This is a genomic window from Planktothricoides raciborskii GIHE-MW2 (assembly GCF_040564635.1).
GTDB lineage: Bacteria > Cyanobacteriota > Cyanobacteriia > Cyanobacteriales > Laspinemataceae > Planktothricoides > Planktothricoides raciborskii.
In genome coordinates, this window is record NZ_CP159837.1 from 6,015,518 (window position 1) to 6,029,743 (window position 14,226).

14 protein-coding genes are annotated in these 14,226 nt (G+C 40.1%); 9 read left to right on the plus strand and 5 right to left on the minus strand.

Annotated elements, in window-relative coordinates:
• The first annotated feature begins 4 nt into the window (after positions 1–4).
• The 5 genes from ABWT76_RS25640 (at position 5) to ABWT76_RS25660 (ending at position 7,836) form a co-directional block, all read left to right on the plus strand.
• Positions 5–961: a class I SAM-dependent methyltransferase gene (locus ABWT76_RS25640; protein ID WP_054464836.1), complete on the plus strand. Its 957-nt coding sequence runs from the start codon at positions 5–7 to the stop codon at positions 959–961.
• A 426-nt stretch (positions 962–1,387) separates the two neighbouring features.
• Positions 1,388–3,481 (plus strand): elongation factor G, encoded by a 2,094-nt coding sequence (gene fusA / locus ABWT76_RS25645; RefSeq protein ID WP_054464837.1) that lies wholly within the window; start codon positions 1,388–1,390, stop codon positions 3,479–3,481.
• Between the two features lie 409 nt (positions 3,482–3,890).
• Positions 3,891–5,000: an endonuclease/exonuclease/phosphatase family protein gene (locus tag ABWT76_RS25650; RefSeq protein WP_231636596.1), complete on the plus strand. Its 1,110-nt coding sequence runs from the start codon at positions 3,891–3,893 to the stop codon at positions 4,998–5,000.
• A 21-nt stretch (positions 5,001–5,021) separates the two neighbouring features.
• Positions 5,022–7,409 carry an ADP-ribosylglycohydrolase family protein gene (locus tag ABWT76_RS25655; protein ID WP_354635158.1) on the plus strand — a complete coding sequence of 796 codons (2,388 nt, stop codon included), beginning with the start codon at positions 5,022–5,024 and terminating at the stop codon, positions 7,407–7,409.
• A gap of 232 nt (positions 7,410–7,641) precedes the next feature.
• On the plus strand, positions 7,642–7,836 hold the full coding sequence (locus tag ABWT76_RS25660) for a hypothetical protein (protein WP_242052975.1): 195 nt from the start codon (positions 7,642–7,644) through the stop codon (positions 7,834–7,836).
• 9 nt (positions 7,837–7,845) lie between these two features.
• Here ABWT76_RS25660 and ABWT76_RS25665 read toward each other — a convergent pair whose 3' ends face one another.
• Positions 7,846–9,225 (minus strand): ATP-binding protein, encoded by a 1,380-nt coding sequence (locus ABWT76_RS25665; protein ID WP_354635159.1) that lies wholly within the window; start codon positions 9,223–9,225, stop codon positions 7,846–7,848.
• A 198-nt stretch (positions 9,226–9,423) separates the two neighbouring features.
• On the opposite strand from ABWT76_RS25665, the gene ABWT76_RS25670 reads away from it, so the two are divergent.
• From ABWT76_RS25670 to ABWT76_RS25680, 3 genes are read left to right on the plus strand one after another with little or no spacing between them, the layout of a single operon-like run.
• Entirely contained in the window at positions 9,424–10,749 is a 1,326-nt protein-coding gene (locus ABWT76_RS25670; protein ID WP_354635160.1) for a radical SAM/SPASM domain-containing protein, read from the plus strand.
• Positions 10,746–11,351: a hypothetical protein gene (locus ABWT76_RS25675; RefSeq protein ID WP_354635161.1), complete on the plus strand. Its 606-nt coding sequence runs from the start codon at positions 10,746–10,748 to the stop codon at positions 11,349–11,351. The genes ABWT76_RS25670 and ABWT76_RS25675 overlap by 4 nt, the downstream gene beginning before the upstream one ends.
• 52 nt (positions 11,352–11,403) lie before the next feature.
• Positions 11,404–11,559: a hypothetical protein gene (locus tag ABWT76_RS25680; protein WP_354635162.1), complete on the plus strand. Its 156-nt coding sequence runs from the start codon at positions 11,404–11,406 to the stop codon at positions 11,557–11,559.
• A 213-nt stretch (positions 11,560–11,772) separates the two neighbouring features.
• Here ABWT76_RS25680 and ABWT76_RS25685 read toward each other — a convergent pair whose 3' ends face one another.
• Together ABWT76_RS25685 and ABWT76_RS30740 are read right to left on the minus strand one after the other, a co-directional pair.
• Positions 11,773–11,952: a DUF6887 family protein gene (locus ABWT76_RS25685; protein ID WP_354635163.1), complete on the minus strand. Its 180-nt coding sequence runs from the start codon at positions 11,950–11,952 to the stop codon at positions 11,773–11,775.
• A gap of 548 nt (positions 11,953–12,500) precedes the next feature.
• On the minus strand, positions 12,501–12,593 hold the full coding sequence (locus ABWT76_RS30740; RefSeq protein WP_375339276.1) for a hypothetical protein: 93 nt from the start codon (positions 12,591–12,593) through the stop codon (positions 12,501–12,503).
• A gap of 152 nt (positions 12,594–12,745) precedes the next feature.
• On the opposite strand from ABWT76_RS30740, the gene ABWT76_RS25690 reads away from it, so the two are divergent.
• The gene (locus tag ABWT76_RS25690; RefSeq protein ID WP_190877153.1) at positions 12,746–12,949 is read left to right on the plus strand and encodes a hypothetical protein; all 204 of its coding nucleotides are present in this window, start codon (positions 12,746–12,748) and stop codon (positions 12,947–12,949) included.
• 100 nt (positions 12,950–13,049) lie between these two features.
• On the opposite strand, the gene ABWT76_RS25695 is transcribed toward ABWT76_RS25690, so the two are convergent.
• Both ABWT76_RS25695 and ABWT76_RS25700 read right to left on the minus strand, forming a co-directional pair.
• Entirely contained in the window at positions 13,050–13,187 is a 138-nt protein-coding gene (locus tag ABWT76_RS25695) for a hypothetical protein (protein ID WP_354635164.1), read from the minus strand.
• A 200-nt stretch (positions 13,188–13,387) separates the two neighbouring features.
• Positions 13,388–14,149, minus strand: a complete 762-nt coding sequence (locus ABWT76_RS25700; RefSeq protein ID WP_054464849.1) for a hypothetical protein — start codon at positions 14,147–14,149, stop codon at positions 13,388–13,390.
• Between the last annotated feature and the right edge of the window lie 77 nt (positions 14,150–14,226).

Here is a 14,226-nt window from a genome sequence, read left to right on the forward strand (position 1 = left end):
ATCTATGGAAGCAAAAGTCAAGCCAGACTGGGCTGGTGAAGATTTACTCTCTCGGTTTGTCAATCTCCTGATTCAAATTAAACCCATTTACGGTCTGATGAAACAGCAAGCCAGACAGGTACTCATTAAAACAGCGGAGAAAAAGGGTATTCCCTGGCGAGAAAATTGCCAAAAGCTAGATAACTCAGAGACTAAGGCACTTTTAGAGCAAATCACCAATCCAGAGATTAGCTATCCCGACTATTACCAGGTGCCATTTCATGCTTACGATCGAGGCAACCTCTGCTGGCAAGCGGCTTTTGAGGCGACTTCCGCTACCCAGTCAATGGCTTTGCGAGTTTGGCCAGAAGAAAATATCTCTTGGCAAACAGCCCAAGAACGATTACGCTCTAGTTTCCACCAGGTTTTGGGACAATATAGCCCCAACCATGTCCAAGATGTCTTAGATATTGGTTGTTCCGTTGGAATGTCTACTTTGCCCCTGCACCGTTATTTTTGCCAACAACAAAACCAGAAAATTAGAACAGTGGGGTTAGATTTATCTCCTTATATGTTGTCCGTGGCAAAAATCCAGGATTCTCAGGGAGAAATTGCCGAATGGATACATGGTCTAGCGGAAAAAACCCCGTTTGGCGATAATTCCTTTGATGTGGTGACACTCCAATTTGTTTTGCATGAACTGCCCGGTCATGCGACTGAGGAAATTTTCCGGGAAGTATTGCGAATTTTGCGACCGGGTGGCTGTTTGGGCATTGTCGATAATAATCCGCGATCGCCAGTCATTCAAAACTTACCTCCAGCCCTATTTGTCTTGATGAAAAGCACCGAACCTTGGAGTGATGACTATTACACCTTTGATGTAGAAGCTGCCCTGCAAAAAGTCGGCTTTGACTACAAAACCACCGTCGCCACGGATCCACGTCATCGCACCATCATTGGCATCAAGCCAATGAGCCCATAGGGGCTTTTGCCGCAGGGGAGCGGAGGAGCGGAGGGGATGAGGTTCGGGAGAAGCTTTTGGTGATGAGGAGCTTTTGGTGATGTAGGGGCGCAATGCTTGCGCCCCAGCCCCCCAGCCCCCCAGCACCAGAAGCTCCCCCACTCCCCCGCACCCAGAAGCTCCCCCGCACCAGAAGCTCCCCCCGCTCCCCCCGCTCCCCCACATCATTGAGTCGGTGATAAAATAAAATATCTTTAGGAGATGCAGAAATTTTGATACAATAATTTATAATTGTTTAATAATTGATATGAAAATCTTTAGAAGAATTGTCACCTCTAAAGTATTTTCTATGAATTCCTATCAGTGCTGGTGACAACAGCCACACTGATCGTCTCTGAAGCCCACTTGAGAGATAACCCTTATGGGTTGTAACACCTAGTTTAAATTATGAAGAAAGACCTCGCTCGTTACCGAAATATCGGCATTTTTGCCCACGTTGATGCTGGCAAGACCACGACAACTGAACGCATCCTGAAACTCACTGGAAAAATTCACAAAATTGGTGAGGTGCATGAAGGTGCTGCTACCACAGACTTTATGGAACAGGAGCAAGAGCGGGGAATTACCATTCAGTCTGCTGCCACCAGTTGCTTCTGGAAGGATCATCAACTGAATGTTATTGATACTCCAGGTCACGTTGATTTCACCATTGAAGTGTATCGCTCGCTGAAAGTGCTTGATGGTGGGATTGGTGTGTTCTGCGGCTCTGGTGGTGTGGAACCTCAGTCCGAAACGAACTGGCGCTATGCTAATGATTCTAAAGTTGCTCGGATTATTTATGTCAATAAGCTAGATCGTACCGGGGCTGACTTCTTCAATGTAGTCAAACAGGTTAAAGATATTCTGAAGGCTACACCGTTAGTGATGGTACTCCCCATTGGTGTTGAAACTGAATTTAAAGGGGTTGTGGATCTGCTGACTCGGAAAGCTTGGATTTGGGATGATTCTGGCGATCCGATGAACTACACCATCGAAGATGTGCCAGCGGATATGGTGGATGATGTGGAAGCTTACCGCGAACAGTTGATTGAAAAAGCGGTTGAGCAAGACGATGCCCTGATGGAAAAATATCTCGAAGGAGAAGAATTATCCATCGAAGAAATTAAGTCATGTATCCGTAAAGGCACTCATGACATGGCCTTTTTCCCCACCTATTGCGGCTCTTCTTTTAAAAATAAAGGGGTGCAGTTGGTGCTCGATGCTGTGGTTGACTATTTGCCTGCTCCCAATGAAGTGAAGCCACAACCAGAAATGGATTTGGAAGGTCACGAAACCGGAAAATTCGCGATCGTCGATCCAGACAAACCATTGCGGGCTTTGGCTTTCAAAATCATGGACGATCGCTATGGTGCCTTAACCTTTACTCGGATCTATTCCGGTACGTTAAGCAAGGGCATGACTGTGCTGAATACTGCCACCGGCAAGACTGAGCGGATCGGACGGTTGGTGGAAATGCACGCCAATGACCGCGAAGAAATTGAATCAGCCCAAGCTGGGGATATTGTGGCGATCGTCGGCATGAAGAATGTGCAGACAGGTCATACCCTTTGCGATCCCAAAGATCCCGCTACCTTAGAACCAATGGTTTTCCCTGATCCGGTGATCTCCATCGCCGTTAAACCCAAGCAAAAAGGTGGGGATGAAAAAATGATCGCGGCACTGACCAGACTGGTGCAAGAAGACCCCTCATTCCATGTGGAAACGGATCAAGACAGCGGTGAAACCATTATTAAAGGAATGGGAGAACTGCACCTGGATATTAAGGTTGATATCCTGAAGCGGACTTATGGGGTTGAGGTGGAAGTTGGTAAGCCTCAAGTGGCTTATCGTGAATCCATTACTAAGATGATTCAAGATAGCTACACCCACAAGAAACAGTCCGGCGGTTCCGGTCAGTTCGGCAGAATTGATTATGTGATTGAACCGGGTGAACCGGGCAGCGGCTTCCAGTTTGAGTCCAAAGTCACAGGTGGCAGTGTTCCCAGAGAATATTGGCCTGCTGTGGAAAAAGGATTTAAACAAAGCATTGATAAAGGTGTCTTGGCTGGGTTCCCCTGTGTGGATCTCAAAGTCAGTTTGACTGATGGTGGATATCACCCAGTTGACTCCTCGGCGATCGCCTTTGAAATTGCGGCGAAAGCTGGCTATCGTCAATCGATTCCCAAAGCAGGCCCACAGTTGCTTGAGCCCATTATGAATGTGGACGTATTTACTCCCGAAGATAATATGGGCGACGTGATTGGGGATTTGAACCGGCGTCGGGGCATCATTAAGTCTCAGACTAAATCCCTCATGGGTGTTCGCGTCAAAGCGGATATTCCTTTGAGTGAAATGTTTGGTTATATCGGGGACTTACGGACGATGACTTCCGGTCGGGGTCAGTTCTCGATGGAATTTTCTCACTATGCTCCTTGTCCTAATAATATTGCGGAGCAAGTGATTAAGGAAACTAAAGAACGCGAACTGGCTATGGCCAAGTAGCAATTAGTTTTCGCCTAAGAAAAGACACGGGCTTTCGCCGTGTCTTTTTTTTGTTTTAGAATCCTGCGTCGAACTAAATAAAAATCGAGGAAAACAAAAGAATAAAAGACACAGAAACCCAGAAAACCAAAACTCCGCGATCGCGATCGCCTTTCACAGGTGACGCGGATCATCCCCACCCGCGCTCAAATTGTTAATCTAGAAGGTGAGCAAAAATACTTAACTAAATCATCCCTGCTTCAGCGATATGAAATATCACATCACTGAGACAGGGATAGAGCAGAGATAGGAATAATTTCTACCAAATTTAGCCCAAAAAATTCGGCAAATTGCTGGACTAATGATGATATCTAGTGGTTTTATGATTTGGGCTTTTTTGTTGGATAGATAGTTAGATATATAAGTTATTATGGCCGATTTATTTGTCAATATGGCCAGAAAGGAAGTTTGTATGAAACGATATGTGCTGCGAGGATTAAAGGCGATCGCGCAACTGTTAGGTTATAGCTATTGTGGCTTGCTGATTGCCTATTTTATCCTGAGAGGTTTATTTTGGGATCGCCTTTGGATTGTCGCTTTCCTGAGTAGCTTAATTCCTTGGCTATTCTTGCCCATATTCCTCCTGCCATTAGTGGGATTTATCCCCCGCAAACAAAAATGGTTTTCTATTGGCTCATCCATTGCTTGCCTAATATTAATTGGTTGGCTGCATCATCATTATTTTTCCCCAGAATCAGCCCAATTCAAGTCAAATAGCTATGATGCACTGAGGATTAAAGTTTTATCCCTCAACGCCACTTGGTATCATACCACAAAAGAGGCTTTAGGTGAATTAATTTACCGGGAAATACCTGATATTATTTGTTTACAAGAAACCGTTTCCGAAAATACTAAAAAATTATTTCCCTATATCCAATCATCCTATCCCTATAATTTTTTTTCACCTCACTTAGCGATATTTAGTCGCTATCCTATTGAGACTAAAGAAAAAATTAACTTAGCTAATCATAAAGAATTTCAGCAACGGGTGATTTTGAACATAAACCAACAACCTGTGGTGTTATATAATATGCAAACCACCGCCCCTTGGATTCGTCCTCAGAAGATTTGGCCGGGGCTGAATATTCCGGTTTATCAATATGGCGATCGCACCGCCCAAATCCAAGATTTTATCCAACGCATCGAAACAGAAACTCTGCCGGTAATTGCAGCCGGAGACTTTAATTTTACCGACCAATCTCAAGACTATTCCTTAGTAGCCAGCGGACTGAAAGATGCTTTTAACATCTCTGGTTTTAGCTTTGGATTTACCTGGCCGCACGGTTGGCCATTAAGTGATTTAATTAAAGTCACCAACTGGAAATTAACGGTTCCTTTATTCCGCATAGATTATATTTGGTATTCTCCCCATTGGCAATCTCATTCTAGCCATGTGTTAAAACCTGTGGGTTCAGAACATCTGCCCATTGCCACTAAGCTAACTTTACTCACTCCCAGAGAAATCTCGAAAAAATCATAAATAACCAAGTAACCAAAGACTATGAACAATAAACGTGAAATATTAGATTACCTATTCCAAACGGGTCAAATTGACATTAAACGAAGCAAAATATTTGACCTAGATTTATCTCCCATGCCTCCATCTTTTTTTGACTTTGACAGAGTTGAAGGGATGATGTTAGGGTTGGCGATCGGCGATGCTTTGGGTGTGACCACAGAAGGAATGCTGCCCCGATATCGCCACACGATTTCCGGTTCCTTTCAACGCACCCAACAACAAATTGATAAGTCTCATCAGAGAAATATTCGGGACTATGCTAACCAACCCTTGCAGAAACCAAATAATCATTATTGGGAAATTCGCGATTATTTGCCTAACAAATATGCGAATAATCAGTGTATTGGTATACCATCAGATGATACCCAAATGGCTTTCTGGACTTTGGAACAAGCGATCGCTGATGGGGGATTTAATCCAGAAAACCTCGCAGAACGATTTAACCAAAATCGCATCTTTGGCATCGGTTCTACGGTGAGAAAATTTCTGATTAATTACCAATGTCATCAACCTTGGTTTGAATGTGGGATTAAGTCCGCTGGCAATGGGGCTTTAATGCGGATTGCCCCGATGCTAATTCCCCATTTAAAATTCGGTAAATCTGACCTTTGGGTGGATACGGCATTGTCAGCGATGTTAACTCACAATGACTCTGGATCCATTGCGGCTTGCTTATCGTTTATCTATATGCTTTGGCAGCTTTTAACGATGAAAACCCCGCCTAAACCTGAGTGGTGGTTGAATACTTATATAGAAATTGCTCGTGATTTGGAAATTGACAGTAGTTATTGTTTCCGGGGCGGCGCTTTTCTGAATTATCAGGGGTCTATTTGGCAGTTCTTGGATGAACAAGTCCGCGAGGCTTATCGGCAAAATCTTTCGGTGATTGATGCTTGTAATCAATGGTATTCTGGGGCTTATCTCCTGGAAACTGTTCCCACGGTTATTTATATTTTAATGAAACATGGGGATAATCCAGAAGAAGCGATTGTGAGAGCGGTGAATGATACTGTTGATAATGATACGGTAGCGGCAATTGTTGGGGCAGCAGTTGGGGCTTTACACGGGAAAGATCGACTGCCGCAACGGTGGATCGCTAATTTATCCGGTCGGACTAAAGAAAATGATGATGGGCGGGTCTTTGAGTTGTTAAAAATGGCGCGAAAAGTTTGGTGGGATTCGACGATCCCAAATCCGTCGATGAATGTGTTAGTCAAGACGGCTCAACTTCTAGCAGCAAAAACCGCTAAATTATCAGAAAAATCCTCTGAAGTTCAGCCGCCATTATCCCAGGATTTAATGGCGAAAGCAGCGGAAAAAACTGTCTCAGAATCAGCCCAAAATACCGAGGATGCGGCGTTAGGTTGTTTCCTCGGCGCGGTGGTTGGGGATGCTGCCGGTGGAGTGTTGGAATTTATCAATCGGTCAGCGACCCCAGAAGAAGTTGATCGGGCGATGAGAATGTGTGGCGGTGGTATTTGGAACCTCACCCCAGGACAAGTTACAGATGATACGGAATTAGCGATTTGTTTAGCGCGGGCTTTGTGCCTTAGTCCGACTTTTGACCGAGAAAATATTGCCCGCAGTTATGCGAAATGGATCGAGTCTGAGCCCTTTGATATGGGTTTAACCACTTATCGGTCTTTGGGCTGTTTCGATCAGAATCCCACCTGGCGAGAAATTTGCCAAAAACAAGGTTATGCAGCGGGAATGAGTCAGGCAGCAGCTAAGTTTTGTATGGAGTCAAAAGCGAATGGCAGTTTGATGAGAATTGCCCCTTTGGGGATTTGGGGATATCGATTAGATGATGCAGAATTAGCCCAGTATGCTCAAGAAGATTGTCGGTTATCTCATCCTCATCCAACTTGTTGTGATGCGGTGGCTTGTTATACGATCGCGATCGCTTCTTTAATCCGCGAACCAGGCGATCGGCAAACTGCTTTTGAACGGGCAGAACGTTGGGCGATTTCTTATGGGAATGCGGAGGTACGCGGTTGGTTAGAAAAAGCCCGTTTAAACTTGCCAGTTCTCTATTATCCTCAAGCGGGTTTTGTGAAAATTGCCTTTAGTCATGCTTTCCGACATTTAATTAAAGGCAGTAGTTTTGTGGAGGCGATTGAAGAAACCCTATTTGGTGGAGGAGATACGGATACAAATGCCTGCATTGTTGGGGGTTTACTGGGGGCAGCTTGTGGGGCTGCTTCTATTCCTAAAACGGCGATCGATCCGGTTTTAAACTGCGATACGGAACAAGGAATTCATCCTCGACCGGCGTTTGTTCATCCCCGTCAAGTTCCTGAATTGGTGACATATTTATTGCGCGAACGCGCATCCGCGCCGCTACGCGATCGCTCTACCACAATAAATTAAAAGAGAATATCCAATTTTTCATAAAAGCCGATCGCCCCTGGAATACCTGAGTCAGGAATAGGGGCGATCGCTCCTTATTTTCTCTTGAGGACTCTCTTGAAGACGATGTGGTATAGTATAATGGGTCTGGGTCTGAACTAAGATCGCCTTAATTACGAAATCATTAAATTATGATTTAGGCCAATCCATGAAAAATACAACTACTTTTAAATAAATTGCTGCTGAAGTGCAATTGTTTAATGATATAGAACAAAAGGAAAAATTTATTTTTGTCGTTGGGGCTTTAGCCTCTCGATTAATTAGTCTTGATAAAGCAGCAGAAATCATGGAGATGGAACCGGAAATATTATTGAATATTTTAGATATGATGGGCATAGATTTTTCTGATCTTACCCCTGAAGATATCGCGATGGAAAAAAATTGGTAAATAAACAGGTTAGCGTTGCTGACTACCTTCGCCGCAACTTCTCACATATTCCCGAAAAACGGGAGACAAATTAAACCGGACTTTTTCCCCGGTAATTTTCCTGACTAAATACCGTTTTTGCAAAGATTGCAACCCCTGAATCAAGTCCATTGAGGACAAATCTAAAGCTTGAATTAAATCTTCTCTGGTGACAGGTTGGTCAAATTTACTCAAGGCTAAAATAACTTGCTTTTCTATGGGGGATAATCGGTTTAATAATTGCGGCAAAGGCATATCCTGAGTAATCAATAAGTGATTTTCCCCTAAAAAATCTGCCACCTGACCATCAAAAATATTTTTAATTAAACCCGCCACATTTTTTAAATAAACCGGATTTCCTTCATATAACTTGATTAGGTTTAACCAACTTTCCTCATTTTTTAACCCTGTACCTTTCAGCAGTTCCACATCATTTAAACCGGATAAGTCTAAAGACTTAATCGGATATAATTCCCGATCTAAACAGTCCATTTCGGCACATTGTTCTTGACTGAGTAAAATCAGGGTGCTTTGATGTTCAATTTCGGTGATGAGTTTGAAAAAGTTTTGATAATCTTGATATTTTGGTTGATATTGTCCGGCAAATTCCCCCGGCAAAAAGATATTTTGCACGTCATCCAGGACAATTAAACATTTTTTCTCCGTGAGTAGATCCAGTAGTTGTTTTAGGCGATCGTCAATGGTTGCTTTTGCTTCTACTTGGCAAACTTGCAATAAATCTTCAGTCAGGAATTCTAATGATTTGGGGTATTTTAAGCTTTTCCAGATGATGACTTCAAAGTTGGTTGAATTAACATCAACAAACCTTTTCACCAGAGTTGTTTTGCCAATTCCACTGACTCCTAACACGGCAACTAAACGAGTCTTTTGATTAAATATCCAATCATCCAGGGTTTTCAGTTCAGAGTCTCTGCTATAAAAATTAATCACTTGCGGCGCTAGGGTTAAATCTAGAAGCGGGGATTTAGACTGAGGGGTGCTATTACTTTTTTTACGATCATTGCTTGGACTAGCTTCATTTAGTGCTTGGGGATAAGAAAAATGATTATTATTGCCATATATTTGATAAATATTGGAATTTTCTGATGATGCAATATAGATTCTTTCTATCGTAGAAATAAAATTAGTTTTTTTTATATTTTCATCCAAAGCTGCTGACAAAAGTTGCCATAATTCAGATCCCACCTGAGTTACATAATTTTTACTCACATGGCATTTCTGGGATATCTCATCATAAGTTTGTCTTTGCCAAGTCCCCTCAACCACAGCCCTTTGAACATCATCTAAATGCTTACCAGTGTGTTCAACAACGAGGCGATCTACGAATTGTAACACTTCGTTTACATCCATCAAAGCTATACCAGGTAATATTTTCAGCCATTATAGCGTATCTCGATCCTAACTTTTCCTATTTTTTCCTATTTTTTGCTTAATATTTTGTAACAAAACTTCCTTCATAATCTGACTTAATCTAACTTTTTTCTATATAGACAAATATTATTTAATATCATAGGATTGAATAGTAGCTAAACAAGTTAAACTTTGATTATGACTATTCAATACATAGCAGATTTAGAGAGTCAATTAATTAAAGACAATTGGTTTCTCATTAATAGCAATGATTTATCGGCTTGCTATTTATATAATAATGCCTTGGGTACTATAACTAAACTTCCTTGCACGATAGAACAATTAGATATATCAAATATTGCTGAACAGTTACCTAATCTTACAGCCGAAGATCGATTAAATTATTTTAATCCTCAAAAATATTTAGAAGAAAATAAACCAACCAGATTAATGATGTTTCTGACATCTATGTGTAACTTAAGATGTATTTATTGTCATTGTAACTCTACATCACAAGGGCAGCACATGAATGAAGATTTGGCATTTAAAATTGTCAAAAAATATGTGAATCATGTTCAACAATTCACCGGCACAACAGAAGACACTATTCAAATTACTTTTATGGGGGGTGGTGAGCCTTTATTGCAAATTCAGATTATTAAAAAAATCGTAGAGTATCTTGAAAGCCAAGAAATCAATGGTGATTATGTATTAGTTACTAATGGAACATTAGGAAATGATGATGATTGGACTTGGTTAATTAACAAAAAGTTTAGAATAACTATATCCATTGATGGCAACCCAGCAACTCAAAATAATCAGCGCAAATACGCTGATTCTCAAGTGGGAACTTGGCCAAAATTAGAATCTCGGTTACATTTTATCAGTCAATTAGGAGCTAAAGTTCACATTAGGTCTACTGTAACTGACATCAGAAATATTGACTCTACCTGTGAATACTTAGAACAATTTGATTGCATAGAAACTCACAGTCTTGAACCTGTTTCTATGGCAGGTAGAGCTATCGACGGTAGTCATTATCCTGATGATTTACAAAATTTTTACTCAGAATTTTTTAACATTTATTCAAAATATTTATATCGTAATCCTAGTCGTTATAAATCAGCATGGTTTAAACCATTTAAACGAATGGATGGCTTTTGTGGAGCCGTGTACTATAATGCTGTTGTGACTCACGATGGATATCTCTCACTTTGTACCGAGATGGATTCTTCTACACTAGAAACAAATTACGGCGATCAATTTATTGTTAGTCACATAGATGATGAGAATTCTTTTATATCTTATAAATCTCTAAAATTTTCCAATGATCACAGCATTAACAATATGGAAAAATGCAAAAGTTGCGCGATTCAATATAAATGTGGAGGAGGTTGTTATGTCAAAAGATATAGAGATTTTACTGAACCAGAAGTTTATTATAATTCCTTTTGTCGGAATGTGATTAAACTGAATTTATCTTATCTAATAGCTATGTACGATAAACATAGGAATGAACAATGAGTCAAATACAGATTACCTCACTAGATTATCAGCAGTTACATGATCAATTAAATACAAATCATGGTTCTAACACAAATTACTTAGAGTTTATAATAAATGTTTTTCTTTATAGCGAAGAAAGACATTTATTCTGGGGAAATACAGACATATTTAACAGAAAATATGCCGACAAATTAGATTTTAAGCGTCATTTTATAAATTTATTAAGCATGAATTGGGGTGATTTTAGATTTTTTATTTTAAAAGTTGATGATCTACCAAGTGGAATTTTAGCTATATACAATGTATCTATTTCTAATCAAAGAGCAGACATTTTAGCTTGGATAGAATCAAAATACAGAAGTTGGAATGTATTGATAAAATGGTGGATACTTTTTTTAAATCATCTTCAAGTTTTAGGGATCAAGAGAGTTTTTTGTAAAATTAGACACCAAAATTTAATCGCAATTAAAGCGGCTAAAAGTTTTGGATTTGAGCAGTGTGGTTTACTTCCAGAATACTTTAAAAATGCTGAATTCTCTGAGAGCGCATATATCTTCACTCGCTCTACTGAATTTAATAATTTTGAGATTTTGTATAACAACAGGAGGTATTTAGCTTAAAAAAATGTTTACCAGCTTAAGAAGCTGTTCGCAATGATTAACGAGGTAAATTATGACACTGATTATTAACCTAACCAACTTGTTTTTTGATTCAGAAGAGATTAAGTTTGTCAGTGAATTAGAGTTGGCAAAAATCGCCCAAGAAGATAACTGGATACATTGTGATTGCGGACATGATTGCTGTCCATGTAATTCAGAATGTAAGTAGGAATTAAATTTTGTTGAAAAATCACAAAATTGCTCGACAATGAAATGCCAGTATTGTGGCAGTATTTTTAGATGACAGTTAGTAGGGGTCGTTAGATCAAAAGTTGTCGCTCGAATAATTAGCTTAACTATTTGACGACCCCTACACACTTTTATTGAGTATAGCAATCTTCCCATCATTGTTAGGAAAGGCGATCGCTTTTATTTGTTCCCATTACTGTTTTGACTGAAGTTTTTCCGAAAACACAGCTTGCATCTCCTCCATAGGCAGGTCTAATGAGTATTTCGGGGCATTTTCATTTCTACGATTCATCAGAACCTTGAGGGCTTCGTGACAAGCGGATTCATCATTACGATTCGCTTTAATATAAGCTTTTAATTCGCTATTTGTCATAGAATATTTTGGTTCATGCCACAAACTTCCAGATTCCTGATTCATTAATGATGATGGCAAATTCATCGGGAAATTTTTTACCTCAGCTATTTCATTTCAAATGTACGATTGGGCGCACTTACAAAGTTACTCCACTTTTCCTAAAATTATAGCCGCGATCGCCTAGATATTGACGTTAGACTAGCTAGTTTACCCTAACCGTTTCTGGTATAGTCATTTAAACTAAGATTAATACAATTCTTTAGGGGCGCAAGCATTGCGCCCCTACGATATATTTTGATTTGCTTCTTTGGGCGCAATGCTTGCGCCCCTGATGTTTTGTCTCAAGCACAATTGAAATGAATATATAACCTCCGCCCTTGAGATCATCTATGTAAATCTTCAAAATTAGGAGGTTCGCGTAAAGAGTCTCTCGCGATCGTCGGCAGTTCAAAATCGCCAAAATGGGCAAAACGTTGCGCGATCGCTTTTGCCAAATTTAATGATTCGGGAGAGTTTTCTGTTTCGAGAGAGTTGTCTGTTAAGACAGCCCGGAGGATCTCTTTGGCTTATTCTTCCATAGAACGCTTATAATATTCTGCCCGCTGTTGTAGGCGATTTTTCAGTGAATCATCAAGGTTTTTAATAGTGATATTATTCATAATAGATTAATCACATTGGCGATCGCTCACTTCTGTTAAATATTATATAGCACTATATAGCGGTTCTGCCAGCGCTGACAATGAATGAGATCGCAATTGAATCCTGATGCTATACTATAATTAATAGTCAATCGTTTTTTGAGGAAGTGAAAATGCGACTAATTGTTTTAGATATTGAAAATGATGACGATCTAAGGCGTGCTAAATCTTTGCTTGCGGTCGCGTCTGCCGATATGGAGGAAATCAAAGAGCCCAAATCACGCCATATTGAAGCCCTTTTGCAATGGTGCGATCGGCACGAATTCACCTTAGAAGGGGATGTAATTCCTTCTAGAGAGGAAAGAAATGCTAGATAATGTTTTCTACGATACTAATATCTTGGTTTATTTAGGATTTCAGTCAAAAACTGATTTGTAATCCAAATTTTGCTCTAACTTGTTCAACAGAGATGACTCTTCAGGCTTCCCGATCGCGTAAGCCGGATTCAATGGCCTGCCTAACATAGATTTCGTACATTAAATCATCCCAAGTTGAATTCTCAGGCAATTTATCAATTAATCGTCGGGCTGCTTCTTTAATGTTTGTTGTTTCCATGACATTGGCGATCGCTTAAGTAGACGGGCAGAAATAAATGCACCACAGACCCAATGAGAAAAAAACTGTCATTCCCGCGCAGGCGGGAATCCACAGCCTATCGGCGGGGAAAGAAAAGTGCAATTAATTATGTTCACCTACTTACTTCTGTTAAATATTATATCGCGGTTATGGCAGCACTGGCCAACTCCCAAAAATTTCTAAGTTTCTGGTAACTCCCATTCCATAATTTCTCTTAAAAGTTCAATTGCTTCTTCATCGCTTACTTTTGGCAACCGATTCGTAAAATAATTCTCCGTAATTCCCATAGCTTCCGCATAGGCTGGATCCATACCATCAAGCAATTGAGGCCAATCGGTGACAAAAAACCAATCTCGATCCCACAAAATTATATCTGCTAGACAATCGACGGCAAATTGCCACTCACTCAGATCCGTTGACTTATATTTTTGCTCGTAAAATAAGTTAACGGAATCTTCTTGATCATATTCTTCCTCTTCTTCTTCCTCATATTCAAGTAAATCGGGCAAGATCATTTTTTCAAAAGCATCCCAAGCGATTTGGCGATAAAAATAATTGTATTCGTCAGGTTCAGGTTCATTTTCTATCTCTGCCCAATGCAATTCCTGAGATATTTCTTCATCAATCATTTGGGACAAATAAGCAAAGGGATAGAAGGCAGCAGCTTCTAAAATATGATCTAATTCAGGCATGGGAACATCGGGCTTTAGTAAAGCTTTTAGGCAGAAATTTATCAAATAAATTTGTTGATTAAAACTAGCCCGGTGAAAAAAATTATTACCTGTATTAGCCCAAAGCTGAAAATCTTTGAGATCATTTCTTTCCTCCTCGAATACAAATATATCCCAATCGGTTAGAAACGAAGTTTGCAATACTTTTAAATAAAATTCGGCTTCATATCCCTCAAGAACCCGATCGCCTGATTGCATATGCCAAGTCATATTTAATAGCCTCCAAGTTTTTTAGTGATTTCCTGAAACAAGAATAAACCCATGATTATTTGAGATTTATCACAAGT

What these genes read in the sequence shown, in the direction of transcription:
- ABWT76_RS25690 (WP_190877153.1), top strand. Translation starts at nt 12,746, where the DNA reads ATGCGACTAATTGTTTTAGATATTGAAAATGATGACGATCTAAGGCGT.
- ABWT76_RS25670 (WP_354635160.1), top strand. Translation starts at nt 9,424, where the DNA reads ATGACTATTCAATACATAGCAGATTTAGAGAGTCAATTAATTAAAGAC.
- ABWT76_RS25675 (WP_354635161.1), top strand. Translation starts at nt 10,746, where the DNA reads ATGAGTCAAATACAGATTACCTCACTAGATTATCAGCAGTTACATGAT.
- fusA (WP_054464837.1), top strand. Translation starts at nt 1,388, where the DNA reads ATGAAGAAAGACCTCGCTCGTTACCGAAATATCGGCATTTTTGCCCAC.
- ABWT76_RS25700 (WP_054464849.1), bottom strand. Translation starts at nt 14,149, where the DNA reads ATGACTTGGCATATGCAATCAGGCGATCGGGTTCTTGAGGGATATGAA.
- ABWT76_RS25685 (WP_354635163.1), bottom strand. Translation starts at nt 11,952, where the DNA reads ATGACAAATAGCGAATTAAAAGCTTATATTAAAGCGAATCGTAATGAT.
- ABWT76_RS25695 (WP_354635164.1), bottom strand. Translation starts at nt 13,187, where the DNA reads ATGGAAACAACAAACATTAAAGAAGCAGCCCGACGATTAATTGATAAA.
- ABWT76_RS25665 (WP_354635159.1), bottom strand. Translation starts at nt 9,225, where the DNA reads ATGGATGTAAACGAAGTGTTACAATTCGTAGATCGCCTCGTTGTTGAA.
- ABWT76_RS25640 (WP_054464836.1), top strand. Translation starts at nt 5, where the DNA reads ATGGAAGCAAAAGTCAAGCCAGACTGGGCTGGTGAAGATTTACTCTCT.
- ABWT76_RS30740 (WP_375339276.1), bottom strand. Translation starts at nt 12,593, where the DNA reads ATGAATAATATCACTATTAAAAACCTTGATGATTCACTGAAAAATCGC.
- ABWT76_RS25650 (WP_231636596.1), top strand. Translation starts at nt 3,891, where the DNA reads ATGGCCGATTTATTTGTCAATATGGCCAGAAAGGAAGTTTGTATGAAA.
- ABWT76_RS25680 (WP_354635162.1), top strand. Translation starts at nt 11,404, where the DNA reads ATGACACTGATTATTAACCTAACCAACTTGTTTTTTGATTCAGAAGAG.
- ABWT76_RS25655 (WP_354635158.1), top strand. Translation starts at nt 5,022, where the DNA reads ATGAACAATAAACGTGAAATATTAGATTACCTATTCCAAACGGGTCAA.